Source organism: Streptomyces sp. CA-251247, from assembly GCF_050952975.1.
GTDB lineage: Bacteria > Actinomycetota > Actinomycetes > Streptomycetales > Streptomycetaceae > Streptomyces > Streptomyces achmelvichensis.
This window is the reverse complement of sequence record NZ_CP191861.1, coordinates 7114929-7141576: the sequence shown is the minus strand read 5'-3', so window position 1 is coordinate 7141576 and position 26648 is coordinate 7114929. Positions and strand designations below refer to the sequence as shown.

General features: G+C 70.6%; 26 protein-coding genes. 10 read left to right on the top strand and 16 right to left on the bottom strand.

Annotated elements, in window-relative coordinates; translation table 11 throughout:
- Window positions 1–183: 183 nt before the first annotated feature.
- The 5 genes from ACQPWZ_RS31845 to ACQPWZ_RS31825 are packed head-to-tail and all read right to left on the bottom strand — an operon-like array spanning window position 184 to window position 6113.
- Complete coding sequence (locus tag ACQPWZ_RS31845; protein WP_433573090.1) at window positions 184–1596, bottom strand: cellulose binding domain-containing protein; 1413 nt, start codon at window positions 1594–1596, stop codon at window positions 184–186.
- Entirely contained in the window at window positions 1593–3107 is a 1515-nt protein-coding gene (locus tag ACQPWZ_RS31840; protein WP_433573089.1) for a beta-N-acetylhexosaminidase, read from the bottom strand. Before ACQPWZ_RS31840 ends, ACQPWZ_RS31845 begins: the two co-directional genes overlap by 4 nt.
- A gap of 11 nt (window positions 3108–3118) precedes the next feature.
- Complete coding sequence (locus ACQPWZ_RS31835) at window positions 3119–3967, bottom strand: carbohydrate ABC transporter permease (protein WP_433573088.1); 849 nt, start codon at window positions 3965–3967, stop codon at window positions 3119–3121.
- Window positions 3964–4860: a carbohydrate ABC transporter permease gene (locus ACQPWZ_RS31830; protein WP_433573087.1), complete on the bottom strand. Its 897-nt coding sequence runs from the start codon at window positions 4858–4860 to the stop codon at window positions 3964–3966. Before ACQPWZ_RS31830 ends, ACQPWZ_RS31835 begins: the two co-directional genes overlap by 4 nt.
- A complete protein-coding gene (locus ACQPWZ_RS31825) occupies window positions 4857–6113 on the bottom strand; it encodes an extracellular solute-binding protein (RefSeq protein WP_433573086.1) in 1257 nt (418 codons plus the stop codon). Before ACQPWZ_RS31825 ends, ACQPWZ_RS31830 begins: the two co-directional genes overlap by 4 nt.
- 211 nt (window positions 6114–6324) lie before the next feature.
- On the opposite strand from ACQPWZ_RS31825, the gene ACQPWZ_RS31820 reads away from it, so the two are divergent.
- The 3 genes from ACQPWZ_RS31820 to ACQPWZ_RS31810 all read left to right on the top strand — a co-directional run bounded on the left by ACQPWZ_RS31820 (window position 6325) and on the right by ACQPWZ_RS31810 (window position 8396).
- Window positions 6325–7152, top strand: a complete 828-nt coding sequence (locus ACQPWZ_RS31820) for a GntR family transcriptional regulator (protein WP_340476719.1) — start codon at window positions 6325–6327, stop codon at window positions 7150–7152.
- A 215-nt stretch (window positions 7153–7367) separates the two neighbouring features.
- A complete protein-coding gene (locus tag ACQPWZ_RS31815; RefSeq protein ID WP_433573085.1) occupies window positions 7368–8156 on the top strand; it encodes a GntR family transcriptional regulator in 789 nt (262 codons plus the stop codon).
- 24 nt (window positions 8157–8180) lie between these two features.
- A complete protein-coding gene (locus ACQPWZ_RS31810) occupies window positions 8181–8396 on the top strand; it encodes a dodecin (protein WP_313942740.1) in 216 nt (71 codons plus the stop codon).
- 31 nt (window positions 8397–8427) lie between these two features.
- Here ACQPWZ_RS31810 and ACQPWZ_RS31805 read toward each other — a convergent pair whose 3' ends face one another.
- Together ACQPWZ_RS31805 and ACQPWZ_RS31800 are read right to left on the bottom strand one after the other, a co-directional pair.
- Entirely contained in the window at window positions 8428–8919 is a 492-nt protein-coding gene (locus ACQPWZ_RS31805) for an LNS2 domain-containing protein (protein WP_433573084.1), read from the bottom strand.
- A gap of 62 nt (window positions 8920–8981) precedes the next feature.
- Window positions 8982–9686, bottom strand: coding sequence for a TetR/AcrR family transcriptional regulator (locus ACQPWZ_RS31800; RefSeq protein WP_433573083.1), 705 nt, complete (start codon window positions 9684–9686; stop codon window positions 8982–8984).
- 160 nt (window positions 9687–9846) lie between these two features.
- Here ACQPWZ_RS31800 and ACQPWZ_RS31795 point away from each other — a divergent pair, with 160 nt between their 5' ends.
- Complete coding sequence (locus ACQPWZ_RS31795; RefSeq protein WP_433573082.1) at window positions 9847–10368, top strand: hypothetical protein; 522 nt, start codon at window positions 9847–9849, stop codon at window positions 10366–10368.
- Between the two features lie 39 nt (window positions 10369–10407).
- Window positions 10408–11439: an LLM class flavin-dependent oxidoreductase gene (locus ACQPWZ_RS31790; RefSeq protein WP_433573081.1), complete on the top strand. Its 1032-nt coding sequence runs from the start codon at window positions 10408–10410 to the stop codon at window positions 11437–11439.
- A 21-nt stretch (window positions 11440–11460) separates the two neighbouring features.
- On the opposite strand, the gene ACQPWZ_RS31785 is transcribed toward ACQPWZ_RS31790, so the two are convergent.
- Window positions 11461–11838: a hypothetical protein gene (locus ACQPWZ_RS31785; RefSeq protein ID WP_340476713.1), complete on the bottom strand. Its 378-nt coding sequence runs from the start codon at window positions 11836–11838 to the stop codon at window positions 11461–11463.
- Window positions 11839–11942: 104 nt separating this feature from the next.
- On the opposite strand from ACQPWZ_RS31785, the gene ACQPWZ_RS31780 reads away from it, so the two are divergent.
- Both ACQPWZ_RS31780 and ACQPWZ_RS31775 read left to right on the top strand, forming a co-directional pair.
- Window positions 11943–13223, top strand: a complete 1281-nt coding sequence (locus ACQPWZ_RS31780; RefSeq protein WP_433573080.1) for a damage-control phosphatase ARMT1 family protein — start codon at window positions 11943–11945, stop codon at window positions 13221–13223.
- A gap of 73 nt (window positions 13224–13296) precedes the next feature.
- A complete protein-coding gene (locus ACQPWZ_RS31775) occupies window positions 13297–14238 on the top strand; it encodes an alpha/beta fold hydrolase (RefSeq protein ID WP_433573079.1) in 942 nt (313 codons plus the stop codon).
- A 94-nt stretch (window positions 14239–14332) separates the two neighbouring features.
- On the opposite strand, the gene melC2 is transcribed toward ACQPWZ_RS31775, so the two are convergent.
- The 3 genes from melC2 to ACQPWZ_RS31760 form a co-directional block, all read right to left on the bottom strand.
- Window positions 14333–15160, bottom strand: coding sequence for a tyrosinase MelC2 (melC2, locus tag ACQPWZ_RS31770; RefSeq protein WP_433573078.1), 828 nt, complete (start codon window positions 15158–15160; stop codon window positions 14333–14335).
- Between the two features lie 15 nt (window positions 15161–15175).
- On the bottom strand, window positions 15176–15628 hold the full coding sequence (gene melC1, locus ACQPWZ_RS31765; protein ID WP_433573077.1) for an apotyrosinase chaperone MelC1: 453 nt from the start codon (window positions 15626–15628) through the stop codon (window positions 15176–15178).
- Window positions 15629–15954: 326 nt separating this feature from the next.
- On the bottom strand, window positions 15955–16932 hold the full coding sequence (locus ACQPWZ_RS31760) for a LysR family transcriptional regulator (protein WP_433573076.1): 978 nt from the start codon (window positions 16930–16932) through the stop codon (window positions 15955–15957).
- A gap of 102 nt (window positions 16933–17034) precedes the next feature.
- Here ACQPWZ_RS31760 and ACQPWZ_RS31755 point away from each other — a divergent pair, with 102 nt between their 5' ends.
- Entirely contained in the window at window positions 17035–17958 is a 924-nt protein-coding gene (locus tag ACQPWZ_RS31755) for a serine hydrolase (protein WP_433573075.1), read from the top strand.
- Between the two features lie 96 nt (window positions 17959–18054).
- The gene (locus tag ACQPWZ_RS31750) at window positions 18055–19077 is read left to right on the top strand and encodes an MBL fold metallo-hydrolase (protein ID WP_433573074.1); all 1023 of its coding nucleotides are present in this window, start codon (window positions 18055–18057) and stop codon (window positions 19075–19077) included.
- A 19-nt stretch (window positions 19078–19096) separates the two neighbouring features.
- Here ACQPWZ_RS31750 and ACQPWZ_RS31745 read toward each other — a convergent pair whose 3' ends face one another.
- Genes ACQPWZ_RS31745 through ACQPWZ_RS31735 form a run of 3 tightly spaced genes read right to left on the bottom strand, consistent with a single transcriptional unit; the run spans window position 19097 to window position 22502 of the window.
- Window positions 19097–19843, bottom strand: a complete 747-nt coding sequence (locus ACQPWZ_RS31745; protein WP_313942753.1) for a succinate dehydrogenase/fumarate reductase iron-sulfur subunit — start codon at window positions 19841–19843, stop codon at window positions 19097–19099.
- On the bottom strand, window positions 19840–21795 hold the full coding sequence (locus tag ACQPWZ_RS31740) for a fumarate reductase/succinate dehydrogenase flavoprotein subunit (RefSeq protein WP_433573073.1): 1956 nt from the start codon (window positions 21793–21795) through the stop codon (window positions 19840–19842). Before ACQPWZ_RS31740 ends, ACQPWZ_RS31745 begins: the two co-directional genes overlap by 4 nt.
- 2 nt (window positions 21796–21797) lie before the next feature.
- Window positions 21798–22502 carry a succinate dehydrogenase gene (locus ACQPWZ_RS31735; RefSeq protein ID WP_383242473.1) on the bottom strand — a complete coding sequence of 235 codons (705 nt, stop codon included), beginning with the start codon at window positions 22500–22502 and terminating at the stop codon, window positions 21798–21800.
- A gap of 83 nt (window positions 22503–22585) precedes the next feature.
- Between ACQPWZ_RS31735 and ACQPWZ_RS31730 the strand changes: the two genes are divergently transcribed.
- Complete coding sequence (locus ACQPWZ_RS31730; protein ID WP_383242470.1) at window positions 22586–23476, top strand: LysR family transcriptional regulator; 891 nt, start codon at window positions 22586–22588, stop codon at window positions 23474–23476.
- A 154-nt stretch (window positions 23477–23630) separates the two neighbouring features.
- On the opposite strand, the gene ACQPWZ_RS31725 is transcribed toward ACQPWZ_RS31730, so the two are convergent.
- Window positions 23631–25796 (bottom strand): putative bifunctional diguanylate cyclase/phosphodiesterase, encoded by a 2166-nt coding sequence (locus ACQPWZ_RS31725; protein ID WP_405574450.1) that lies wholly within the window; start codon window positions 25794–25796, stop codon window positions 23631–23633.
- Entirely contained in the window at window positions 25796–26608 is an 813-nt protein-coding gene (locus tag ACQPWZ_RS31720) for an SAM-dependent methyltransferase (protein WP_433573896.1), read from the bottom strand. Before ACQPWZ_RS31720 ends, ACQPWZ_RS31725 begins: the two co-directional genes overlap by 1 nt.
- Window positions 26609–26648 lie beyond the last annotated feature (40 nt).

Genomic DNA, 26648 nt, shown 5'->3' with positions numbered 1-26648 from the left:
AGCGGTCACCTTCGGCGAGAGGGCACGGGAGCGGACCCGACATGGGGGGAAGCGCGCTCCGCGCTCGCACGGGTGTGTGGGTGGAGTTTGGTATGTACCAATGCCCGGGTCAACCCCCGACGGCCGGCGGGGGGTTCGCACGCGGGGGCGGGCGGGCGACGGCGCCCGCCCCCGCGAGGACGGTCAGCCGGTGCCGGGGACCGTGTCCTCGAAGGCCGTCCCGGCGGAACGGAAGGCGGCCACGCGGGCGCTGACTTGCGCGGGAGTCAGCACCTGGTCCTTCACATGGAGCACGTAGTCGACCTTCTGGTCGTAGGCGCGCGGAGTGGTGCTGGTCTGGCCCGCGAGATCGATGAGCCACTGGTTGAAGTTGATGGACATGGGGCGCTCGGGCAGATACCGGGCGTCGTGCCGGCCGAACAGGGTGCCGTCGACGTAGTAGGTGATGGCGCTGTTGTCGATGGTGACGACGAGGTCGTGCCAGCCGGCGTAGCTGGTGCGGGCCTCCGAGTGCTGGTTGACGGCCTCCCAGGGGTCGGGACGGTAGGTCTCCCACGAGGTCGTGTAGAGGATGTTGGCGGGCTCGCCCCAGCCCCCGTTGGGCAGGTACTCGAAGTCGTACTCGGCGTAGTCGTCCGCCATCGGGGCCTTGAGGTCGTTGATGGTGAAGAACGTCTGGACGAGGCGGTCGCCGTCGGGACCCGACCTCGGGGCGTCGGAGAACCTCACGCGCGCCGCGTAGGTGCCGTTCTTGAACTTCGTGGCCCGGGTGAGGACTTCGGTCTGGCGGGTGGAGGCGGCCGTACCGGCTGTGGAGGTCTCCAGGTTCATGACCGAGTTGGCACCTTCCCTGGCGAAGGTGACGTTCTCGGGTGCCCAGGCCGCGCCCGGCACTCCGGGGCCGCCGGAGTTGGAGCGGACGTTCCAGCCATGGGCGTTGAGCGCCGGGTCGGTGTGCGAGGTGTAGGTGAAGTCGTCGAACAGCGTGGCTCCGTCGCCGGGCGGGTCGGTGGGGTCCGTCGGATCCGGGTCGGGGTCGTTGCCCGCGGGGGCCGTTCCCCAGACCGTCGCGCCACCGACGGCCGCGGTGACCTTGGACCAGTCGCCGTACGCCGTCTGGGAGGCGGCGAAGGAGTAGTCGTCGAGCTGGTTGATCGCCTGCCAGTCGCTGCGGTGGAAGCGCAGTTGAAGGTCACCGGTGTCGGCGCCGGCCGCGAGCGATCCGGCCCCGGCCGTGAAGCCGATCTCCAGATAGCGGTCGGCGTCGGCCGTGGACCGGGTCAGGGTGCCGAAGGTGCCCGTGATGTTGGCGCAGCCCTTCACCGCCCAGGAGCAGGCGAAGCGGTACGAGGCTCCCGCGTCGGCCTTGAAGTAGTAGCGGATCTTCACCTGGCTCAGCGGAACCGCGTTGCTGCCGGTGTTGACCACCTTGAACCAGGGCTCGGCCTGGTCGCTGCCGGTGGCGCTCTGCCGGTACTGGACCTTGACCTGTTCGCCGGCGGCGGCCGCGGGCAACGCGGTCAGCGTCGCGCAGCCGAGGCCGGCCAGCGCCGCGGCGGCCACGGCCGCTCGAAGGCGCAGGGGACTGAGGCTCATGGGGAATCCTCTCGGGACGGGTGGTGCACGGGGGGCCGGTCCGGCACGCCGAGCGCGTCGAGCCGGGCTCTGTGGCGGTGCATACGCGCCTGGAATCCGGGCCAGTCGTGGCCGCCGGACCAGGCGGTGTCGGCGAGCGCGCACAGCCGGGGGAAGGCGAGATACTCGGCGTGCGCGGGGGTGGTGACGTACTCGGTCCACAACTGGGCCTGTGTGCCGAGCACCCGGGCCGCGGCTTCCGGCTCCCAGTGGGCGGGGGCCGGTTCGGTCGCGTAGACGGTCCGCAGGTCGATGACCTGCCCCGGCTGGCCGGGCGGCTCACCGGGCCGTGCGGACTGGGGGTAGTCGAGGTACGTGGAGCGGTACGGCGCCATGATCACCTGCCGGCCGCCTCGGGCGGCGGCGAGGCCGTGCCGCTGGTCCCGCCACGGCAGCACGGTGAAGGTGTCCGGCAGATCGACACCGGTCTCGGTCCAGCCGAGCGGACGGCGGCCGCGCTCCGCGACGAACTCGCCCATGCGGCCCATGAACCAGCCGTGCAGGGCGTCGGGACTCTCCAGACCCTGCTCGGCGACCCGGGCCAGCGCGGCGGGCGACTGATGCCATTCCGTCGTCGGGCACTCCTCGCCGCCCAGGTGGACGTACGGCGAGGGAAAGGTGTCCATCACCTCGTCGAGGACGGTGCGGCAGAAGTCCAGGACCTCGTCGTGGACCCCGAGGACCGTGTCGCACACACCCCATCGGCGCCAGACCTCCAGCTGCCGCCCGGGACGGTTGCCCAGATGCGGGTAGGCGGCGAGCGCCGCGCGCGCATGACCCGGCATCTCGATCTCCGGCACGACGGTGATGCCGCGTACGGCGGCGTGCTCGATCAGCCCGGCGAGTTCCTGCCGGGTGTAGGCACCGCCGTGCGGGGTTCCGCCGACCTCGGTGAGCTTGGGGCGGGCGGCGATCGGCATACGCCAGCCCTGGTCGTCGGTCAGATGCAGGTGCAGCACGTTCAGCTTGTGCAGGGCCAGCAGGTCGGTGAAGCGCCGCAGGAAGGACACGGGCTGGAAGTGCCGGGCCACGTCCAGCATGGCTCCGCGCCAGGCGAACCGGGGGACGTCGGTGATCTGCACACAGGGCACGGACCACGGGGTGCCGCGCACCGGGTTCCCGGACAGGGCCTCGAGAGGCAGCAGTTGACGGATCGTCTGGACGCCGTGGACAAGCCCTTCGGGACGGGCGGCCCGCAGCAGCACCGCGTCGGCGCCCACGGTCAGTCCGTACCCCTCCGCGCCGAGTCCGGTGAGGCCGGCGTCGAGGGCGATGACGACACGGCCGTCCGCGGCGAGGGGCAGCGGCAGTCCCGTGGCGGGGGCGAGGAGGGTGCGCAGGAGTGCGGCCGCGGGCTCGGCACCGGGCGCCGCGCGGACGGCCGTACGGTCGTCGAAGGTGAACCGGCCGTTCATGACCGTGAGGTGGGACGGCCGGGGCACCAGGTCGATGCGAGGGCGGGACAGCGGCATGACGGCTTCTCCTATCCCTTGACCGCTCCGCCGGTCATTCCGGCGGAGACCCGGCTCTGGAGCACCAGGAAGAGCACGAGGACGGGCAGCGCGAAGAGGGTGGAGGCGGCCATGGTGGCGCCCCAGTCGGTGCCGAACACGTTCGAGAACGAGGAGAGCCAGACCGGGAGGGTGCGGTCGTCCTGGTTCTTGATGATCAGCATGTTGGCGAAGGCGAACTCGTTCCAGGCCGTGATGAAGCCGAACAGCGAGGTGGCGAGCAGCCCGGGAGCGAGCAGCGGCAGGGTCACCCGGCGGAAGGCGGCGGCCCGGGTGCAGCCGTCGACCTGGGCGGCCTCCTCCAGCTCCACGGGGATCGCTGTGAGGAAGCTGCGCAGGGTCACGATGGTGAAGGGCAGGGTGATCATGAAGTAGACGAGGCTCAGGGTGGCGAGCCGGTCGAGCATGTCGGTGTCGCGGGCGATGACGTACATCGGGATGAGCAGCGCCTCCCAGGGCGCGACCTGAGCGATGAAGACCATCAGCACGAAGCCGCGGCGGCCCCGCCAGCGCAGCCGGGCCACGGCGAAGGCCGCACCCAGTGCCACGACCAGAGCGAGCAGGACACAACTGGCCGTCACCAGCAGGCTGTTGCGCCAGAAGGACCAGAACCCGTCGGCGTTCACGGCCGCGGAGAAGTGGTCGAGCGTCAGGTCGGTGGGCAGGAAGACGGGGGTCTCGGCCTGGATGTCCCGCGTGGGCTTGAAGGCGGTCAGGATCATCCAGTAGACGGGGAAGACGCTGAGGGCGAAGACGATCAGCGCACCCGCGTTCAGGGGGAGCCGGCGCAGTGCGGCGGGTCCGGGTCGCAGGAGTCTCACAGCTCGGCCTCCTGCCGGAACATCTGTCGGAAGTAGAGGATCAGCGCGGCCAGCAGGATGAGCACCGTCAGGGTGGCCGCGGCGGCGCCGAGGTCGTAGCGGTGCAGGGACTGGGCGACCTGGTAGGCGTAGACGGGCAGGGTGGTGGTCGCACCCCCGGGCCCGCCCTTGGTGACGGCCCAGATCTGGGCGAAGCAGCGGAAGACCCAGATGACTTCGAGGCACAGGACCAGACCGAAGACCGGGCGCAGGACGGGCAGCGTGACGGAGCGGAAGATCCGCCAGCCGCCCGCGCCGTCGATACGCGCCGATTCGACCAGTTCGGCGGGGACGGTGGTCAGGGCGGCGTGCAGGGTGACGGCGACGAACGGCACGGACTGCCAGACGACCAGCAGGACGAGGATGGTGAAGGCCGAACCGCCGTGCGCGAGCCAGGAGTAGTCCCGGAAGGAGTCGAACCCCAGCCTCACCAACAGCCAGTTGACCACGCCGAGGCGTGAGGAGAAGAGCCACTGGAAGACGGTGGTGGTGGCGATGACCGGGCTGGCCCAGGCGAGGACCAGTCCGCTCATCACCAGGATCCGCAGGCCCTTGCGCAGTCGCTGGAGCATCAGGGCGATGACGGTGCCGAGCCCCATGATGAGGACGACGTTGAGGGCGGTCCACCACAGCGTGCGCCGTACGACCTCCCAGAAGGCCGTGTCGCCGAGGATCTCCCGGTAGTTCTCCAGGCCCGCGAAGCCGGCGCCGCCGCGGATCAGCTCCGCCATTCCGTAGTGCTGGAAGGAGATGACCAGATTGCGGACCAGGGGATAGGCGAGGAGGAAGGCCGCGCCGAGGACGGTGGGGGCGATCAGCAGATAGGGCCAGAGGGCGCGTGGGCCGGCCCTCATGAGCCGAGGGTCTTGGTGATGCTGTCGGAGGCTTCCTTCGCCGCCTTCGCGGGGTCGCTGCCGGTCAGGACGGCAGTCATGTACTGCTTGATCGGGTTGGTGGCCTCAACGGCCGCCCACTGCGGGGAGTTGGGCGTGGCCCGGCCCCGGGCGGCCGCCGCCGCCATCGCTGCCGTGCCCTTGTTGTCCTCGATGACCTTGGCGAGCGAGGTCCGGTTGGGGACGTAGCTCATGGTTCTGGCGAGGTCGCTCTGCCACTTCTCCCCCGCGAGGGCCTTCACCACCTGGTAGGCGGCGTCCTGGTGGGCGGAGGCGGCCGGCACGATCAGGTCGGAGCCACCGGTGAAGGTGGCCCCGGGCCTGTCCGCGGTCCGGCCGGGGATCGGGAAGAAGCCGAGCTTGCCGGCGAGCGCCGGATTGGCCTGTTCGACGATCTTCGCTCCGCCGGGCACGGAGATGATCTGGGCCACGTCACCCTTGGCGAAGACGTCGGCCTGGGGCGGCTTGGCCTCGTCGGAGTCCTTGGGCCCCTTGCCGAGCGCCTGGAGCTGTCGGTAGAAGTCCATGCCCTTCAGGGCCTCGGGACTGTCGAGCGAGCCTTTCCAGGTGCCACCGCTCTCCTCGGCGAGTTCGCCGCCGTCCTCCCAGATGAATCCGGCGAGGGTGTACCAGTTCTGGCCCGGCAGATACATGCCCTGCACCGGGCCCGCGTTGAGCTTGCGGGTGATCGCCAGCCACTCGTCGCGCGTCTTCGGCGGCGCGGTGATGCCGGCCTTGCCGAAGAGGTCCTTGTTGTAGATCACCACGCGGTTCGCCGCGTACCAGGGAATGCCGTACTGCTTGCCGTCGACCTTCCCCGGCTCGGCGAGTCCGGGGAGCCAGTCGCCGCCGCGCAGTTCGGTGACCTTGGAGCCGAGGTCGGTCACACCGCCGCTGGCCGCGTACTGCGCGACCTGGGTGTTGCCCACTTCGATGACGTCCGGTGCGTCCTTGCTGGCCAGGGCGGCGGTGACCTTCTCACCGATGCCGTCCCACTCCTGGATCTGGATGTCGAGGGTGGTGCCGCGGTGCTCCTTCTCGAACCCCTTCGTGAACCGCTGGAGATAGGCGTCGGAGACGCTGTCCTTCATGATCCAGACGGTGAGCCGTTCGTCGCCGCTCGCCGATCCGGAGCCGGAGGACGACGTGCTGCAGGCGGTGAGCGCTGTGGTGGCTGCCAGGACGGCGGCAGCGGCGATGAAGCGAGTCTTCACGGATGTCACCTCGGAGATGAGTTGACCAATTGGTCAACTGGCCAACGGCGTGGCTAGAAGGTGGCATGGACCAATGTTGACGTCAAGAGCCTTGAAAAGCTGGGCTGTTCACGGAGTTGTCCCTCGACCCGACGGAGCCTCAGTGGTCAGAACATCGTTTACCATCTGACCAGTTGCCGATGAGGTGGACCACAGCAGAGAGGCCGGGGCGATGGAACGCAGCACTTCGGGTGCCGTACTGAAGCGGGAGCGGGTACGCGAGTTCCTGCTCGCGCTGGTCGAGGACCGCAGGCCCGGCGACGCCATCCCCTCCGAACGCACCCTCAGCGCCGAACTCGGCGTCTCACGCCCCACCTTGCGCGCCGCCGTCGACGAACTCGTCGCCACCGGACAACTCGTCCGCGAACACGGCCGCGGCATGTTCGTCGCCCCCGCCAAAATCACCCAGGAACTCGTCTCCGACGACGCCGCGTTCGCCGTGCCGCGCGCCGCGGGCACCTGGTCCAGCACCGTGCTCGAGCTGGCCACCATCCGGGCGGGCGCCCGCATCGGCCGCAAGCTGCGCATCTCACCGGCCGCCGAACTGGTCTACATCGCCCGGCTGCGACTGGTCGACGGGTCTCCCATGGCCATCGAGCATCTTCACATCCCCGCCGAGCTGGTTCCCACCCTCACCCCCCAGGAGCTGGAGGCCGGCGACCTCTACGACCATCTGCGCGAGCACCACCGCGTCTTCGTCAACGAGGCCGTCCAGTCCATCGAACCGACGGTGGTCAACGAGGCGGAGGCCGCCGTCCTCGACGTCCCGGTCCTCTCCCCCGCACTGCTCGTGGAGCGGCTGACCACGGACACCGCCCACAACCCCGTCGAGTACGTCCACTCCGTCTACCGCGGCGACCGGTACCGCATCGTCTCCCGGCTCGCGCTCGGCACCTCCGTGCCGCGTCCGCGCCCGGAGGGCCATCATCCCGGCATCCCGCCGGGCGACTTCGCGCACGGCGACATCATCAACTCCTCGACCACGGGCGACGCCTACTGAACGGGGCTGGTGCCGACCGGGAGGCCCGCCTCATCGCACCCCGGCCGCACCGCACGTCTGCCGACCGGGAGGCCCGCCGCGCGCACGTCTGCCGACCGGGACGCCCACCGACCCGGCGGTGAGTGCCGCCCGCGGGTGCCCGTAGTGCTGCCCGTATCCTCGAAGGCCCACCGCCGGCTCCGTCCCGGACCGGCCCGCAGTTCAGGAGGGCGAGGATGCCCGACACCCGCTCCCCCAGGACGGTGCTCAAGCGGGAACGGGTGCGCACGTATCTGCTCGCGCTGGTCGAGGACCGCAGGCCCGGCGACGCCATCCCCTCCGAACGCACCCTCAGCGCCGAACTCGGCGTCTCCCGCCCCACCTTGCGCGCCGCCGTCGACGAACTCGTCGCCACCGGACAACTCGTCCGCGAACACGGCCGCGGCATGTTCGTCGCCCCCGCCAAAATCACCCAGGAACTCGTCTCCGACCGCCATCCCGCCTCGGCACCGATGGCAACGGGCGCCTGGTCGAGCCGGGTTCTGGAGTTCAGCACGGTGACCGCGGGCGCCCGGATCGGACGGCGCCTGAAGGTGTCACCCGCCGACGACCTCGTGTATGTGGCGCGGCTGCGTCTGGTCGACGGCACGCCCATCGCCCTGGAGTATCTGCACATCCCGGCGGCCCTGGTGCCCGGGCTCACCGCGAAACAGATGGAGGCGGGCTTCTACACACACCTCCGGGAGGCGCGCGGAGTACGGACCGCCCAGGCCGTGCAGTCGATCGAGCCGACCGTGCTGAGCGAGGACGAGGCCGTACTGCTGGGTGTGCCGGTGCTCTCCCCCGCCCTCCTGTTCGACCGTGTCACCTCCGACACCGGCGGACGGCCCGTGGAGTACGTACGGTCCCTCTACCGCGGCGACCGGTACCGCATCGTCTCCCGGCTCGCGCTCGGCACCTCGGCGGACGACCGTCCTGCTCCCGACGCCTCGCGCACGGCGGCGTGGTGGGGCACGGTGGAGTAACGCATCGAGAGGAGTGCGACACCCATGTCGAATCACACCTACCGGGTCACCGAGATCGTCGGCACCTCCCCCGAAGGGATCGACGCCGCCATCCGCAACGGCATCAAGCGCGCCGGCCAGACCCTCCGAGGGCTTGACTGGTTCGAGGTGACCCAGGTCCGCGGCCACATCGTGGACGGGGAGATCGAGCACTACCAGGTCGGGCTGAAGGTCGGCTTCCGGCTCGAGGAGGGTGCCTGACCGCCCCCCGCATCACCGGTTCGGCGGCGGATCAGGTGCGGCCCTCCCGTTCCTGAGCCTCCTTCATCGCCTCGGTCGTACCGGCCGCCCATACGGCCCGTACGACCGGGAAGCCGGCCTTCCCGGCCGCGTCGCACACCAGCTCGTCGTCGTCCACGAGCATCCGGATCTCCCGGTCCCGGCCGAGCCGCCGCAGGATCTCCACCTTGGTGGTGCGGGCGGGGCGACGGTCGTCGTTGCCCCGCATGTGCACCGGCCCCTCGGGCAGTCCCTGCGCGGCGAGCCACGCCAGCGTGTCCCTGCGGCAGCGTTCCGGCCTGCCCGTGAGGTAGACGATGTCGCACTCCTCGGCGGACCGCAGACACAGCTCGACACCCTCGCTCAGCGGCGGATCCTTCGGCGCGGCGGCGAAGAACGCGTTCCAGTCCCGCGGCTTGCGCTCCAGGAACCGCTGCCGGTGTCCGGAGTCGGCAAGAGTTCCGTCGAGGTCGAATACGGCCAGCGGCCTGCTGTTTCGGGTCACGCCCCCACCCTAGGCTCGCGCTGTCGGACACCGCGCAGGTGTCCGCCCTCCACCGGCGCGGATCAGCGGTCCCCGGAGCCCGCCGCCGTACGCTGCGCCGCGAGCCTCTTCTCGAACCCGTCCAGAATGGCCTCCAGACCGAACGCGAAACTGTCGTCGGGCGCCGCGTTGTACTCGGCGGCCGACGCCTCCTCAAAGCGGGAGCGAAGCCGCGGATATGTCAGGGCGAACTCACGTGCCCGCGCCATGGTGTCGCGCAGCTGCTCCTCGGCGTCGCCGCCACCGCGGTTGAGGCGCCGGGTCAGCGCGATCGTGGCGGAGGCACCCGCGGCGCTGCCGAGGACGAACACGAAGACGGTGGCGGCCGCCTGATCGGCCTCCGCGCCGACGAATCCCGCCTTCTCGTAGACGGCGAGGATGTGGTCGTCGTGGCGCGCCTTCTGGGGACCGTAGAGGAGATGGCCCGCGAGCGCCTGGACCAGCCAGGGGTGCCTGGTCATCATCGCGTGCTGGCCGGCGGCCATCGTCGTGGCGGCGGTCCGCCAGTCGAGCGAGTCCAGGTCCGGCAGGCCGACCTCCTGCCAGACCTCGTCGCCGGCGAGCCTCACCAGGTTGTCCTTGTTCCCGACGTGCCAGTAGATGGCCGTGGCGGCGGAGCCGAGCCGGCTGCCCAGGCTGCGCATGTTGAGGCCGTCCAGCCCTTCGGCGTCCAGCAACTCGATGGCCGCGCGGACGATCTGCTCGGCGGTCAGGGTGTTCCGTGGCATGCGCCCAGCGTAGATGCACTTAGTTCAAGAAGGAGTTCACTGGCCCGGGAAAGGCTCTTGCACTTAGTTCACGTAGGTCACCGGCCTTCACTTGCACTTAGTTCAAGTCGCTTACGTCCTGAGGTCGCACCGCCCGTGCGGCCCAGTGCAGGAGACCGTCATGACCGGAACCGCCGCGGCCCTGCTCCTGCTCATCGCGATGGCGTTCGTCAGCATCCCCATGGCGCGCGCCCGCTATGGAGCGCGGGCCCAGGCGGCCGCCGAGGCCGAACTGGACCGTCAGGGCGTCCCCACCAGGGTGCTGGCCGAGAACAAGCTGCGGTTCGACGCCGGCGGCCATGAGACGGCCGTCCCCGTCGGCGTCGCTCTGACCCTCGCGGTCCTCGCGGCGCTCAACCTCACCGGGAACGCGTGGGGCGCGACGTTGTCCTGGATCGTCCTGCCGGTCGTCCTGCTCGGCAACGTGCTGATCCTGCACAGCCGGTTGACCGCCGTCCGCACGGTGCAGGCCCACTTCGCGAAGAGCGGCGACGCCACCTTGCAGCGCATAGACGTCGTCGCCCTGCTCGACGCCGCCGAGAAGGCGTTTCCCTCCTGGGTGCTGCCCGGCCTGCAGAACGTCCGGCACGCCGTCGTGACGGCCGGGTCGATCGCCCTCCTCGTCCTGCCCGCGCTCGCCTGACCCCGGGAATCCTGACGCCCCCACGGCGTTGCACCCTGTGTGAGCTCAGTGATCGCATCCACCCGGCTGTCCGTACTCGACCGGTCCCGCACCCGCGAGGGGTACGACGGTCCCGCCGCCCTGCGGGACACGGTGTCCCTCGCCCGCGAGCTGGAGACGCTCGGCTACCACCGGTTCTGGGTCTCCGAGCACCACAGCGTGCCCGGGGTGGCCGGCTCCGCGCCGACCGTACTGGCAGCGGCGGTGGCGGCGGCGACCTCCACGATCCGGGTGGGCACGGGCGGTGTGATGCTGCCCAACCACCAACCCCTGGTGGTCGCCGAGCAGTTCGGTGTGCTGGAATCCCTGTTCCCCGGCCGGATCGACATGGGGCTGGGCCGCTCGGTCGGCTTCACGGACGGCATACGCAGGGCGCTGGGCCGGGACAAGACGGACGCGGACGACTTCGCCGCCCGGCTGGCGGAACTGCTCGGATGGTTCACCGGCGAGCAGTCGTCGCATCCCCAGGTGCACGCCCGCCCGGCGGAGGGCCTCCGGGTCCCGCCGTTCGTCCTCGCCACCGGTGAGGGAGCAGGCATCGCGGCGGAGGCCGGACTGCCGATGGTCATCGGCGACCTGCGGAGCCGGGACCGGATGCTGGCCGGCGTCGAACGCTACCGCCGCGACTTCAGGCCTTCCGTCTGGTCCGAGCGCCCCCATGTGACGATCTCCGGCACGGTCGCGGTCGCCCCTACCGAGGCGGAGGCCCGGCGGCTGCTGATGCCGGAAGCCTGGGCGATGGCGTACTCCCGCACGCACGGCGTCTTTCCTCCGCTCCTCCCGCCGGAGCGGATCGAGGCACTGACCATGACCGCGAAGGAGCGGGAGTTCTACGAGTCGGGGCTGCGGGGCCACATCGCCGGGACGGAGGACCAGGTCCTCGACGCGCTCGAAGCCGTGGTCAAGGACAGCGCCGCCGACGAGGTGCTGATCACGACCAGTACGTACGACCGCGTGTCACTGCTCGACTCCTACCGCAGGCTCGCGAGGACGGCCGGTCTCGACAGGCCTGCTCGTGACGGGGAGCGGTGAGCCGTGCCGCGCCGTGCACGACTACTCGCAGATCACTTTGAAGGACTTCGCACCCGGCCGGGCACGGAAGACGACCTCGTGTCCGGCGTCATCGGTGAAGACGGCCCGCGTCGCGGACGTCAGGGTCATCCTGCCGCTCTGGTACGGGTTGTCCCACCCTTCGGGCGGCCCTGCCGAGCCGTCGGAGAGCGGCGTCTCGGCCTCGAAGTAGGCGGAGCCGACACGGGCCTCGTCGATGCCGCAGTGCGTATAGAGCTGGAACGCGATCGTCCGGACGGACGGTGCGGCGCGGGCGGACGGGCTCTCCTGTGAGGCCGGTTCGCCGGTGCCGGTACAGGCCGTCAGCAGCAGCGCCGCCAGCACGATGGTGAACGCGGCCGGTACCGGTTTCTCCGTCATGCCCCTTCGACGCCCAAGCCGTGTCGCCGGTTCCCCGCCAGACGCCTCGGAGCGAGGATGAGCCGGGACGCACGGACCAGCGATACGCGAAGGGCTCAGCCGACATGACAGCACGCCTCCCCCGCCCCTCGGACGTCCCGGGCTCCCGTCCTCCCGTGGTCATGTGCAATGAACCCGGCAGCTTCGCCTGGGGAGTCCTGCACCGGCGCCATCCAGCTCTGATCCAGCAGGTGCGTGACGCCTTCCCCTACCCTCCGCGTCAACAGCGGGCGCTCGATGCCCTGTTGGCCGAGATCACCGACGGAGTCGTCGAACCGTTGGCCGCGACGGCGAAGGACTACTCGCTCTGGGCGGACCGGGCAGAGCCGTACGTCGGACGGTCGTGGTTCGACACCCCCTTCCTGTGGGCGGAGAGTTACTTCTACCGCAAGCTCCTTGCGGCCCTCGAATACTTCGGCGAAGGCCCGTGGCAGGGTGTGGACCCGTTCGGCCCCTTCAAGGACGCCGAACTGAGCAGCCCCGTCGTGGACGAGGAGCTGCGGGCCCTCGACGCACTCGCCGATCTGCCTCCCGGACGACAGGCGTCCGCGCTGCTTCAGGCCTCGCTCTGGGGCAACCGTGCCGACCTCGGCTTCGGCATCACGGCCGACGAGCCCGCCCGGACGGACACCGGTGTCGATGCCGGTGCCGGTGCCGGCCTGGTCTCCGACGACAGTGCTCTGCTGTGGTCGCTGCTGCCCGTGGGGACGCCGGCCACCGTCGCCGTGGTGGCCGACAATGCGGGGCGGGAGCTGATCCCCGACCTCGTCCTCGTCGACCACCTCCTCGAACGCGGTCACGCGACCGACGTCGTCCTGCACGTCAAGCCGTATCCGTACTACGTCTCCGACGCCACGAACACCGATGTCGTCGGCGGTCTCCGGCGGCTCGTCCGGGCGTCCGGCCGGGCCGGCGAGATCGGCAGGCGGCTCTGGACCGCGGCGGGGAGCGGACGTCTGGAGGTGCGCGCGCACCCCTTCTTCTGCGCACCGCTTCCGTACGAGGAGATGCCCGAGGATCTCAGGACGCAGTTCGCGTCCGTCACGCTGACGATCCTGAAGGGCGACCTCAACTACCGCCGTCTGGTGGGCGATCGACTGTGGCCGGCGACGACGCCCTTCGCGGACGTCACGGCGTACTTCCCCGGGTCCCTCGCGGCCCTGCGCACACTGAAGTCGGACGTGATCGTCGGACTGACCGAGGCGATGATCAACGCCCTCGACCGGACGGGCGCGGCCTGGCGAACCAGTGGCACCCATGCTCTGATCCAGGCCCGGCCCGCGCCCGCCGCCGCCTCGGACCGAACGTCGTCGGGGCCGGAGGGCGACACCGAGGGCTCGGTGTAAGCCGACTCCTGCGGATCGTGGCGGCGCCGGGTCCCGGATGGCGGCGTGACGGGGTGGCGGGGACGCTGGAGGCATGCGATGGCGATGGCGTGCGTCCGGTGGTGTGGCGGCCGTGGTGGCCGTGGTCCTGTTGGTCGCGGGCACGCCCGGGGCGCCTGGCGGGGACACCGAGGAGCGGGTGGATGTCGGCGGCGGGCGAAGCCTGTATCTGCACTGCTCGGGTTCCGGGAGCCCGACCGTGGTGCTGCTGTCCGGACTCCACGAGTCCGCCGACCCGTGGTCTCTGTCCGACGTCACCCCGCCCGTGCCGAAGAAGCCGGTGCTACCGGGCGTCGCCGGGTTCACCCGTGTGTGCACCTACGACCGGCCGGGCACGGTCCGCTACACCCAGCCCCCGACACTCACCACCCGCAGCACACCCGTGCGGGGCACCCGGGCTCTGGGCGCCATGGTCCAGGACCTGGACCGCGTACTGACGGCCGGCCACGTGCCGGGGCCCTATGTGCTGGTGGGGCACTCCTTCGGCGGCATGCTCGCCCTGCGGTACGCGCAGGAGCACCCGGAGCAGACCCGCGGGCTGGTCCTGGTCGACGCGCTGGGACCCGCGCTGAAGCCCGCGATGGGGGCCGATTGGCCGGCGTATGTGGAGGCACTGCGGCATCCCGGTACACCTTTCGACACCGATCCGGACTTCGAGCAGGTGGACATCGACGGCGGGGTGACCGCCATCGAGCGCGGCGGCCCGCTCCCGCCGGTCCCGGTCGTGGTCCTCAGCAAGACAGAATCCTTCGCCGCGCCGCCCACCATGAACAAGGAGTTGCTGGCGAAGCTGGAGACCGCCTGGCCCAAGGCCCAGCAGGCGCTGGTGGCCCTGCGGCCGCAGACTCCGCACCTGCTGGCGACCGGCAGCGACCACTACGTCCAGCTCCACGACCCGGACCTCACGACCGCGGCGATCCGCCTCGTCGCGGACCGCGCCGCCGTCCCCCGCCCGAGCGCGAGCCCCATGAAATGACTCCGGCTCCCGGTCACCCTGCCCACCGAGGGCCGGCCGAAGTCCTGGTGACGGGCCGCGGTCCGTGCTGGTTTGCACGGACCGCGGGATACGCCTAAGCGGCGGTGTCGAAGGTGTAGTGCGGGGTGTGGTCCAGCATGTCGGCCGGGGTCACGTCGTTCCACGGGCGCATGGTGTCGCGCAGGTCGACGACATTCGGCGTGCCGGCGGCGGGAAGGTACGGCGATTCCGGGTGGAGGGTCTGCCAGTCGGCCCAGAGCTTGTCGATGAAGGCGTGGTGCAGCCAGAACACCGGGTCGTTCGGCGAGACGCCGGTCCCCATCTGACCGCCGACCCAGACGTGGACGCGGTTGTGCAGATTGACGCCCCGCCAGCCCTCCAGGTGGTTGCGGAAGCTGTTGGACGCGCTGTTCCACGGCGGTGCGTCGTAGACCGGCATGGCGAGTACGGAGTCGACCTCGGCACGCGTCGGCAGCTGGCGGACACCGACACCGAGGTCACGGCGCAGATAGCCGCGGCCGTCCACTCGGATGCCGACCGGCCAGCGGCCGCCGGAGAAGGCGAACGGACCGTCCATCACCTGGCCGTCCCTGCTGCGGCCGGTGCCGCCGAGGAAGTCGGCCGCCCACAGCGACGAGGCGGTGGTGCGGTCCGCGGTCCAGTCCCAGTAGGGCAGGGCCACCAAGGGATCGACAGACTGAAGGGCCTGCTCGAACTGTATGAGGAATCTTCGGTGCCACGGCAGGAAGGACGGCGAACGGTGCCCCACACGGTCGCCGGTGTCGGTGTCACCCATGATGAAGGCGTTGTGGGTGGTGACGAAGGTGTCGTACCGGCCACTGCGCTTGAGCTCCAGCACGGCGTTGGTAAAACGGCGCTTCTCATCGGTGGAGAGAATCGCCTGGTTCTTGCGTACGGTCATGGCGGGTCTCCTGGATCAGACGAGGTCGAGGGGCACGAGGTCGGCGCCCTGGAGTTCGGCGACGGCGGCGCGGGCCACGGCGAGCGGGGTCGGGTGCGGCTCGTAGTGGTTGACGACGCTGATCCAGGTGCCGTCGGCGTTGCTCATCACATGCAGTTCCTCGCCGTCGATGTGCACGCGGTATCCGCCGTGCCCCTCGTGGCCCCCCTGGCCGGCGCGAGCCTGGTGACCGCCGTGGCCCCCGTGAGCGCCGTGGCCCTCGTGGCCGCCGTGCGCGAGTGCGCCTTGGATACGGCGCCCCAGGTAGACCTCGTCGAAGGGTGCGGGACCGTCGGCCGGGCGCTTGGCCCGGCCGCCGGCCGGGTGCGCTCCGGTGCCGGACGAGGCCCGGGCGGCGCCGGTGATCGCGAGGCCGGCGGCCGCGCCCGTGGCAGCGGTCAGGGCCTGGCGGCGGGTGATTCTGGACATGGGTGTCCCCCCAGATATGGCTGTGCTGTGTCGGACGGCGGCCCGTTGGTCAGGCGGACCGCCGTTGCCATGACTACAGGGCGGGATGCCGTGGACCGAAGTCGGCAGGGACCGGATGGCCACCATGCGGACATGTCCTGATTCGAAGTGCAGCGTTGAACAGTATTGATCTTGTTCCGCGGTGGCCGTCCGTTCGGAGAGGAGGCGAACATTCCGCTGTGAACATGCCATTCTTGTGAAGAATTTGCGGCGGATGACCGGAAGTTGTGCCGGTCCTCACACCTGAAACATGTCCGGAACATATGCCTGCACGGAGCCGTCGCTCCTCAGCCGAACACCACGGACCAGGGCCTCGGCTCCTGTTCCCCAGGCGGCTCCCCGCCCGCCGACGAGCCCTCGCCGTGCAGCACGGTCGTCATGTCCCGCGACAGAACACCGGCCGCGATCTCCCCGAAAGCGCGGGCCGCCGCGTGCGGCGACCGCCTCGGCCGTACGGCACAGATCCGCTGCGCCAGGGGCCGGCCCGCCAGCGGCCGCCAGGCCACCCTGGGCTCCTTGCGCGCCACCGGCCCCTGGTCGAAGGCGACTCCGCAGCCCGCGGTCACCAGCCCGATGAGGAACTCCGGGTTGCGCGCGTGCCGGACGCGCCCGGGTACGAAGCCCGCGGCCCGGCAGATGTCGAGCGTCCGGTCGTACCAACCGGGCGCCGACGCCCGCGGAAACAGCACCAGATCCTGGCCGGCCAGATCGGCGAGTCCCACTTCGGGGAGCCGGGTGAGCGGCGAGGTGCGCGGCAGCACCACCCCCAACTCGACCCGGACCTCGGGGCCCAGCAGCAACTCGGTGGCGTCGACCGGCCGGTGCACGAGCCCCGCGTCCAGCCCGCCGGAGGCGAGCAGCCGGAGCTGCTCGTCCGTCGTCACCTCCTGGAGGTCGACCCGTACGCCGGGAATCCGCTCGGCACACTCGGTGAGCAGCGCACCGAGCGCCGCGGCCGGGGTGTCCGGAGGCACACCGGCACGCAGCGTGCCGAGACCCCCGTCGCGGGCCCGCCGGACGAGCGCTCTCGTACGCTCTTCCCGGGCCAGCAAGTCCCGTGCCTCGTCGAGCAGTACAGCGCCGGACGGTGTGAGCCTCACCTGCCGGTGGGTGCGGTCGAAGAGTTCGGCACCGAGGTCGTCCTCCAGCCGCCGGATCGACCGGCTGAGCGGCGGCTGGGCCATGCCGAGCAGCTCGGCGGCCCGCCCGAAGTGCAGCTCCTCCGCGACGACGACGAAAATACGCAGGTGGCGCAAGAGATCCACGCCATGAGCCTAGTGCGTGTCCGCAGCGTCTCGTCCGGTTCGCGACGCCCTCGGCCGGACGACGATACTTTGCGGACACTCCCTAGGCGAATGAGGGGCCGGATGCCGATCGAGGAGAGACTGCGCACCGTGTTCAGGGGCGCGGGAGCTGAGGGCCGGCTCCATGCGCGAGCCATCGACGAGGACGAGGACGAGGGCCCTGGGGACACGGCCGGAGCCGGGTGCGACGCGGACGAACCGGTCGTCCTCGCTTCGGTGTTCAAGGTGCTGCTGGTGCTGGAGTTCGCCCGGCAGACCGTGGCCGGACACCTCGATCCCCGTGAGCGGATACGGATCACCGCGGAGCACCGGCTCGGCGGCTGGGGCACCGCCGGCTGCCTGGACGACGTGGAGCTGTCCCTGCGGGACCTGGCGCACTTCGCGATGTCGGTCAGCGACAACACGGCGGCGGACCTGCTGCTCGACCGGGTCGGCCGGGACACACCCGGGCTGCTGGCCAAGGAGCTCGGCCTGATGGATACCCGCGTCGTGGGCGGGCCTCGGCAGGTGCTGGAATCCATGCTGGCGGACGTCGGAGCGCGAGACGAGCGGGAGTTCGCCACCGTGTTCCCCACCCTGCCCGCCGACGAGGTGCACCGGCTCGCCGCTCTCGACCCGCGGCGCACGAACTCCAGCACGCCGCGCGAGATGACCCGGCTGCTGCGGATGATCTGGCGTGATGCGGCAGGACCGCCCCAAGCCTGCGCGCAGGTACGGATGCTGATGTCACGTCAGGTGTTCCGGCATCGGCTGGCGGCGGGTTTCGGCGACGGCGTACGCGTGTCCGCGAAGACCGGCACCCTGCCCGGGCTGCACAACGAGGTGGGCGTGGCCGAGTATCCGGACGGCGGGCGGTACGCGGTCGCGGTGTTCGCTCGTACCCCGGGCCTCGCGGCGAACAGCACCGGCACGGACGTGGCGATCGGTACCGCGGCGCGCGCCGCGGTGGAATTCCTCCGCTCGACGGCCTCCCCGCGCCCGTCCTGACCTGGCCTCATACGTCAACGGGTATGGAAGGCCGCCGTTCCCGGTCTTGGACGGGCGGAGCGAGGTGCTGATCTTCTGCGTCGTATGAGCGAATCCATGAGTGACCGAGAGACCGGCTCACGGCGTGAGGTCGTCCGGCGGACCCTGCTGCGGGGCGCGGCCCTGGGCGCGGCCGCACCGCTGCTCTCCGCCACCGGCGCCGGCGCGACGGGACCGGGCGGAGCGCCGGCGTCCCGGGCCGCCTCCACCCCGCAGGCGGGCGCGGCCGTGCTCCGGTGGCTGGGCACCTCCGGCTGGCGCATCGGCATCGGCGCCCGGACCGTGCTGTTCGACCCGTACATCACCCGCTTCACCACGGGACTGTTCGGTCCGAAGGGCAGTTTCGACGCGAAGACGAAACTGACGACGGACCCCGGACTCGTCGACCGGCACGCCGGCCGACCGGAGGTGGTGCTGGTCAGCCACACGCACTGGGACCACATCAACGATGTCCCGCACATCGCGAAGTCGACGGGCGCTCGGGTCATCGGCACCGAGACGACGTACCACGTGTTGCGGGCGCTCGGTGTCGACGCGGCGCAGATCAGCGTGGTCAAGGGGGGTGAGGTGCTGGCCTTCGACGGCTACAGCGTCGAGGTCGTGTCCAGCCGGCACAGCCGCAATGCCTCCTACTCCTACTTCGCCCCCGGCACCCTCAACGCCCTGCCCCACCGCGCTCCGCGGACGATCTCCGACCTGCCGGAGGGCGACACGCTCGCCTTTCAGGTGACGGTGGACGGCGGCCCCTCGTTCTTCCTCATGGGTGCGAGCGACGTCGACGGGCGGTCGGCACAGGGCCTGCGGCCGGACGTCCTGATGGCCGCGACGCCCGCGTCCACGTCGACGTACCGCTATCTGCCCCGGCTGCTGGAGGCTCTCGACCACCCGGCGACGGTCGTGCCCGTGCACTGGGACAACTTCGAGAAGCCGCTCGCCTCTCCGCCCCAGCGTGACCCCTCCATCGACCTGGACGCCTTCGTCGCCGAGGTCCGGCGGCTCAGTCCCGCGTCGAGGGTGGTCGTCCCCGACTACGTGACGGACTTCGGAGGGGACATGCGGGCCCTGCCGCCCACGGGCTGATCCGCACCCCGGCAGGCGTTCAGCGCCGGACCTTGCGGTTCGCGCGCAGCCACTCCTTGTTCATGGCGGCGATGGACGGCAGCGGAATGCCCTTGGGGCAGGCGGTCGCGCACTCCCCCGTGAGGGTGCAGCCTCCGAAGCCCTCCTCGTCCATCGTCGCCACCATGTCCAGCACCCGGGTCTCACGCTCCGGCGCACCCTGCGGCAGCACATTGAGGTGGTTGATCTTCGCGGAGGTGAAGAGCATCGCCGAGCCGTTCGGGCAGGCCGCGACGCAGGCGCCACAGCCGATGCACTCGGCGTGCTCGAAGGCGAAGTCGGCGTCCGGCTTGGGCACCGGCGTGGCATGCGCCTCGGGGGCGGCGCCGGTGGGCGCGGTGATGTAACCGCCGGCCTGGATGATGCGGTCGAAGGCCGAGCGGTCCACCACCAGGTCCTTGACGACGGGGAAGGCGGAGGCGCGCCACGGCTCGACGTCGATGGTGTCGCCGTCCCGGAACGAGCGCATGTGGAGCTGGCAGGTGGTGGTGCGTTCCGGCCCGTGGGCGTCGCCGTTGATGACCAGGGAGCAGGCACCGCAGATGCCCTCCCGGCAGTCGTGGTCGAAGGCGACCGGGTCCTCACCGCGCAGGATGAGCTCTTCGTTGAGGGTGTCGAGCATCTCCAGGAACGACATGTCCGGGGAGATGCCGTCGACCTCGTAGGTGGCCATGGCGCCGGGTGCGTCGGCGCTGTGCTGACGCCACACGCGCAGGTTGAGCTTCATGCGTAGCTCCGCTGAGTGGGGTGGACGTAGTCGAAGACGAGGTCTTCCTTGTGCAGGACGGGCGCCCGTCCGGTGGCCGTGAACTCCCAGGCCGCGGCGTACGCGTAGGCGTCGTCCCTGCGCTCCGCCTCACCGTCGGCGGTCTGGGACTCCTCGCGGAAGTGACCGCCGCAGGATTCGGCGCGGTGGAGGGCGTCGAGGCACATCAGCTCGGCGAGTTCCAGGTAGTCGACGATCCGGTTGGCCTTCTCCAGCGACTGGTTGAACTCTTCGCCGGTGCCGGGCACCTTGATGCGGCGCCAGAACTCCTCACGGATCTGCGGGATGCGGTCGAGCGCCTTGCGCAGCCCCTCGTCGGTGCGGGCCATGCCGCAGAACTCCCACATCAGCTCGCCGAGTTCACGGTGGAAGGAGTCGGGGGTGCGGTCGCCGTCCACGGAGAGCAGCAGGTTCAGCCGGTCCTCGGTCTCGGCGAGTGCCTCCGCGACCGCGGGATGCGACGCGTCCGGCGTGCCGTCCAGGGGTGTGCGTGCCAGGTAGTCGTTGATGGTGGACGGCAGGACGAAGTAGCCGTCGGCGAGGCCCTGCATCAGGGCGGAGGCGCCGAGCCGGTTCGCGCCGTGGTCGGAGAAGTTGGCCTCGCCGATGGCGAACAGCCCGGGCACGGTGGTCTGCAGGTCGTAGTCGACCCACAGTCCGCCCATCGTGTAGTGCACGGCGGGGTAGATCCGCATGGGGACCTCGTACGGGTTCTCGGCGGTGATCCGCTCGTACATCTCGAAGAGGTTGCCGTACTTCTCCTCGACCTTCGCCCGGCCCATGCGGCCGATGGCGTCGGCGAAGTCGAGGTAGACGCCCTGGCCGCCGGGGCCGACGCCGCGGCCCTCGTCGCAGACGTTCTTCGCGGCCCGTGAGGCGATGTCACGCGGGACGAGATTGCCGAAGGCGGGGTAGATCCGCTCCAGGTAGTAGTCGCGCTCGTCCTCGGGGATCTCGTTCGCCGGCCGCTGGTCACCGCGTGCCTTCGGGACCCAGATCCGGCCGTCGTTGCGCAGCGACTCGCTCATCAGCGTCAGCTTGGACTGGTGGTCGCCGGTACGCGGGATGCAGGTGGGGTGGATCTGGGTGAAGCAGGGGTTGGCGAACAGGGCGCCGCGCCGGTGGGCGCGCCACACCGCGGTGGCGTTGGAGTTCATGGCGTTCGTCGACAGATAGAAGACGTTGCCGTAGCCGCCGGTGGCGAGGACCACCGCGTCGGCGAAGTGGCTGGTGATCTCGCCCGTGATCAGGTCCCGGGCCACGATGCCGCGGGCCCGTCCGTCGATGACGATCAGATCGAGCATCTCGGTGCGGGCGTGCAGGTTCACCGTGCCCGCGGCGATCTGCCGGGACAGTGCCTGGTACGCGCCGAGCAGCAGTTGCTGGCCGGTCTGGCCGCGGGCGTAGAAGGTGCGGGAGACCTGGACGCCGCCGAAGGAACGGGTGTCGAGCAGTCCGCCGTACTCCCGGGCGAACGGCACGCCCTGGGCCACGCACTGGTCGATGATCTCCACGGAGATCTGCGCGAGCCGGTGCACGTTGGACTCGCGCGCCCGGAAGTCACCGCCCTTGACGGTGTCGTAGAAGAGGCGGTGGATCGAGTCGCCGTCGTTGCGGTAGTTCTTGGCCGCGTTGATGCCGCCCTGCGCGGCGATGGAGTGAGCCCGGCGGGGCGAGTCCTGGTAGCAGAACTGCTCGACGTGGTAGCCCTGTTCGGCGAGTGTCGCACCGGCGGCTCCGCCGGCGAGGCCGGTCCCGACGACGATGACGGTGTGCTTGCGGCGGTTCGCGGGGTTGACCAGCCGGGCCTCGAAGCGGCGGCGGTCCCAGCGCTCGGCGATGGGTCCTTCGGGTGCCTTGGTGTCGGCGATCGGATCGCCGGTCGTGAAGGCCGCGTAGTCGATGGAGTTCATGGTCAGTTCACCACTCCGGTCATGACGCCGACGGGTACGGCGATGAAGCCCGCGGTCAGCACCAGCGCGAGGCCGCCTGCGACGGTCTTGAGTGCGCGGTCCCGGGCGGCGTTGCCGACGCCGAGCGTCTGGGCCGCGCTCCAGAAGCCGTGCCTGATGTGCAGGCCGACGGCCAGCATCGCGACGATGTAGATGACGTTGCCGTACCAGGTGGAGAAGGTGGCGACGACGTTCTCGTAGGGGTGTCCGGGCTGTGCGTGTTCGTTGACCGTCAGAGTGGTCAGGTCGAGGAGGTGCCAGACGATGAACAGCGCGACGATGATGCCGCCCCAGCGCATGGTGCGCGTGGCGTAGCTCGCGCGCTTGCGGCGGTGGACGTAGCGGTCCGGCCGGGCCTTGATGTCGCGTCTGCTGAGCTGGTACGCGGAGACCGCGTGCGCGACCACGGCGGCGACCAGCAGGAGCCGGACACCCCACAGCGCCCACTCGTAGTGGAGCAGGGGCTCTCCCAGCGTGCGGAGCCAGTGCGCGTAGCCGTTGAATTCGCCGGGCCCGAAGAAGACCTTGAGGTTGCCGAGGACATGGGCGACGAGATAGCCGAGCATGATCAGGCCGCTCACGGCCATGACCGTCTTCTTGCCGATCGTCGATCCCCAGAAGGTGCGCGGGGGCGACGGTTTTCGGTCCGTCCGCGTTGCCAGAGCCATGCAAGGAAAGCTACGGCCGAGGGCGTCCAGAGGTCCAAGACATGATCCCGCTGATCTCCATAGGCGTCGCCTATCATGGGCCCATGCAGTTCCAGCAACTCCTCTATTTCGTCGCGGTCGCCGAGACACGGCACTTCACGCACGCCGCCGAGCGCGTGCATGTGTCCCAGCCCTCGCTCTCCCAGCAGATCCGGGCGCTGGAGAAGGAGCTGGGCGCGACCCTGTTCAGCCGCGCCCGTGGAAACATCGCGCTCACCGAGGCCGGCGAGGCGCTGCTGCCGCTCGCCCGCCGCATCCTCGCGGACGCCGACACGGCGCGGCACGAGGTGCAGGAGCTGGTCCAGCTGCGGCGCGGCCGGGTGCGGCTGGGGGCCACCCCCAGTCTGTGCACGGGCCTCCTCCCGGACGTCCTGCGCGTCTTCCACGACCGGCATCCGGGGATCGAGCTGCTCATCGAGGAGGGCGGCTCGCACGATCTCGTGCGCGAGCTGGCACGCGGCGCTCTCGATCTCGCACTGATCGTGCTGCCGCTGCCGCCTGCCTCCCCCGCCCTGACCACCGTCGAGCTGCTGCGGGAGGACCTGGTGGTGGTGTCGGCGGCCTCGGCGAAGCCGCCGCGCAGCCCCGTGCGCATCGCCGATCTGCGGGATCAGCCGTTGGTGATGTTCCGGCACGGCTACGACCTGCGGGAGCTCACCGTGGCCGCCTGCCGCGCCGAGGGCTTCGAGCCGGCCTTCACCGTCGAGGGCGGCGAGATGGACGCGGTGCTGGGTTTCGTACGGGCGGGTCTCGGCGTCGCCGTGGTGCCCAGCATGGTGGCCGGCCGCGCGGGTCCGGACCTGCGGGTCACCCCGCTGGCCCCTCCCGGGCTGCGCCGCACCATCGCGCTGGCCCACCGCAGCGACGTGGCACCGCCGCGCGCGGCCCGTGAGCTCCAGAAGGTGCTGTTCGGCTCACGGGCGGCGGTGCTCTGACGGGCGGGATCCCGGCGGGGCGCTCGGGCGAGTCCGAATCAGTGTGCTCGGGCGGGACCCGGCGCATACGGTCGGGCGGGCCCGGCCGACGGCGCCGACCAGGTCCCGCGCGTGCCTCATCCGGTCCCGGCCGGCGCTCCGACCGGTACCCCCGCTACACCGCGTCGGCCATCGACAGCGCGTGCAGCTTGTCCGGTGGCCCCGGCCTGGCGTAGTACCAGCCCTGGGCCGTGTCGCAGCCGAGCTCCCGCAGCTGTTCCGCCTGCGCCCCGGTCTCCACGCCCTCCACCGTCACGGCGAGCTCCAGGCTGTGCGCCAGCGTGACGATGCCCTCGACGATCTTCAGGTCGACCGGGTCGGCCGGATGGCGCTGCATGCCCTGGGTGAAGGACCGGTCGAGCTTGAGGACACTGACCGGCAGCCGGCGCAGATTGGCGAGGTTCGAGTAGCCCGTACCGAAGTCGTCGAGCGCTATGTCGACGCCCATCTCGGCGAGTTGGCGCAGCGGCTTCAGCAGATCCTCGTTCGCGCCGATGAGCGCGGACTCGGTGACCTCCAGGCACAGCGCGCCGGGCTCCAGCCCGGAGCGTTCCAGGACGTCGACGGTGTCGGCGACCAGTCCCGGGTGATGGAGCTGGGTCGGCGACAGATTGACGTTGATCCGCAGCGGGCCTCCGTCGCTGTGCCGCTCCTGCCAGTACCTCGCCTGGCGCACGGACTCCTGGAGCACCCAGCGGCCCAGCGGCACGATGAGACCGGTGTGTTCGGCGAGCGGGATGAACTGGTCGGGACCGAGGACCCCGTGCTGCGGATGGCACCAGCGCACGAGCGCCTCGGCCCCGTGCACCGTGCCGTCGCCGAGGTGCACCAGCGGCTGGTACTCGATGAAGAACTCGCCGCGCTCCAGCGCCGCGGGCAGCGCGGTCGTCAGCCCGTGCCGGGTGATCGCGCGGGCGTCCGCCTCCGGGTCGGCGATCTCGAAGCGGTTGCCGCCCGCCGACTTGGCCCTGTACATCGTGATGTCGGCGCTCCGGAGCACCTCGGCGGTGGTCCGCTCGCCGGCCGGTCCCTCGACGATGCCGATGCTGCCGCGGACCGTGAACTCCCGGCCGTCGACACGGATCGGCGAACCGAGGACGGCGAGGATGCGGGCCGCGAGTTCGTCGACCTGGCTCTCGGTGTCGGGCCCCGTGGTCAGTGCGACGAACTCGTCGCCGCCGAGCCGGGCCACCATCTCGCCCGGCGCGGTGGCGCAGCTCTGCAGCCGGTCGGCCACCTCCACCAGCAGCCGGTCGCCCGCCGCGTGGCCCAGGCTGTCGTTGATGGCCTTGAAGCCGTCGAGGTCGAGATAGCACAGCCCGAACCGGGAACCCTCGCCCGCCGCGAGCGCCTTCTCCAGCCGCTCGAAGAACAGCGTCCGGTTCGGCAGGCCGGTGAGGGCGTCGTGCGTGGCCTCGTAGCGCAGCCGCAGATTGAGCAGCCGCCGCTCCGTGGTGTCCTCCATCAGCGCGAGCTGGTACTGCGGACGTCCGTCGGGGTCGCGCAGCAGAGAGACCGTCAGATTGGTCCACAGCACGGTGCCGTCGTTGCGGTAGAAGGGCTTCTCGACGTGGAAGTGCTCACGCTCGCCCTTCACCAACTCCCGGTGCAGCTGCCAGACATGCGGCCGGTCCTCGGGGTGCGACCAGTCGGTGACCTTCTTGCCCCGCACATGGTTCTCGAGACCGCCGAACATGCGCAGCAGGGTCCCGTTCACCTCGAGGACGTTGCCTTCGAGGTCGGCGATGCCGATACCGATCGCCGCCCCCTCGAAGACCGCGCGGAACCGGGTCTCGGTGGCGTGCAGCGCCTCGACCGCGTCCGTGCGCGCCTGGAGCGAGGAGCGCGCGATGGCCTCCTGCTCGGCGAGTGTGCGCTCGCGAAGGCCCTGCGCGAAACCGGCGGCCAGCGCGTGCTGGAGCCGGGCGCAGCGTGCCCGGCTCTCCTCGGCCGACTGCTCGATCTCTCCGCTGCCGCAGTAGAGCACCAGATAGGAGTCGATGACGCCGAGGGTGCGGCTGAGCGCTTCGGGATCGGTGCAGTGGGCGTCGACAAGGGCGACACCGATCCGCTGAGCGGCCTGCGGATCGAAGGTGCGGCCGTGCAGCGACTCGCTCAACTGCCGTGCCAGCGGCAGCAGATGCTGCTCGACCTCGACACGGGTCAGCGAGGTCGCCGTCACGGGGAAGACGGCGCGGCTCCATATCGTCGCGAACCTGCGGAGTCTGTCCTCGAGACCGTCCGGGTCCGCCGCGGAACCCGCCGCCTGCGACGGTGCCATCACGCCCTGCGCCCTACCCCGGCGAAGCCAGAAAAGGCGTATGGGTCCTCCTGCTCGGCGGGGGCGTCGGGGCGCCAGAGGGGCATGGACACCAGACCGGGCTCGACCATCTCGTACCCCTCGAAGAATCGCGCGATTTCCTCGCGCGAACGCATGACCAGCGGATTGCGTATGTCCCGGTAGACGTCGACGGCGCCGACCGCCCGCTCCTCGGGCACCGGGACTCCGTCGTACGAGGCGTGGGTGAGGATGAGGAGGCTACCGGGCGCCAGCGCCTCCCGCAGCTCCGTCACCGCGGCGATCGGATCGTCCGCGTCCTCGATGAAGTGGAGCACGGCGACCAGCAGGAGCGCCACCGGCTGCCGCAGATCGAGCATCGAGGAGACCTCGGAACTGTCCAGGATCTGCCGCGGCTTGCGCAGATCGGCGGAGACCACGGTCGCCCGGGTGTTCCCTTCGAGCACGGCCCGGCCGTGGGCGACGGCGACCTGGTCGTGGTCGACGTAGAGCACGCGTGCCTCGTCGGAGGCGCTCTGGGCCACTTCGTGGACGTTGCCGAACGTCGGAATGCCCGAGCCGATGTCGAGGAACTGTGTGACGCCCTCGTTCACCGCGTATCGCACGGCCCGCCGCATGAACGCCCGGTTCGCCTGCATGATCTTCGGCAGTCCCGGAAGGAACTCCATCGCCTTGCGGGCGGCCTCCCGGTCGACCTCGAAATTGTGCGAACCGCCCAGGTAGTAGTCGTAAATGCGGGACACGCTCGGCACCGAAATGTCGATGCCCTGCGGGGCCCAGGCGGGACGCTCCATCGATGTCTCCAACAAGTCGCCACGGGGGAAGTCGGCCATG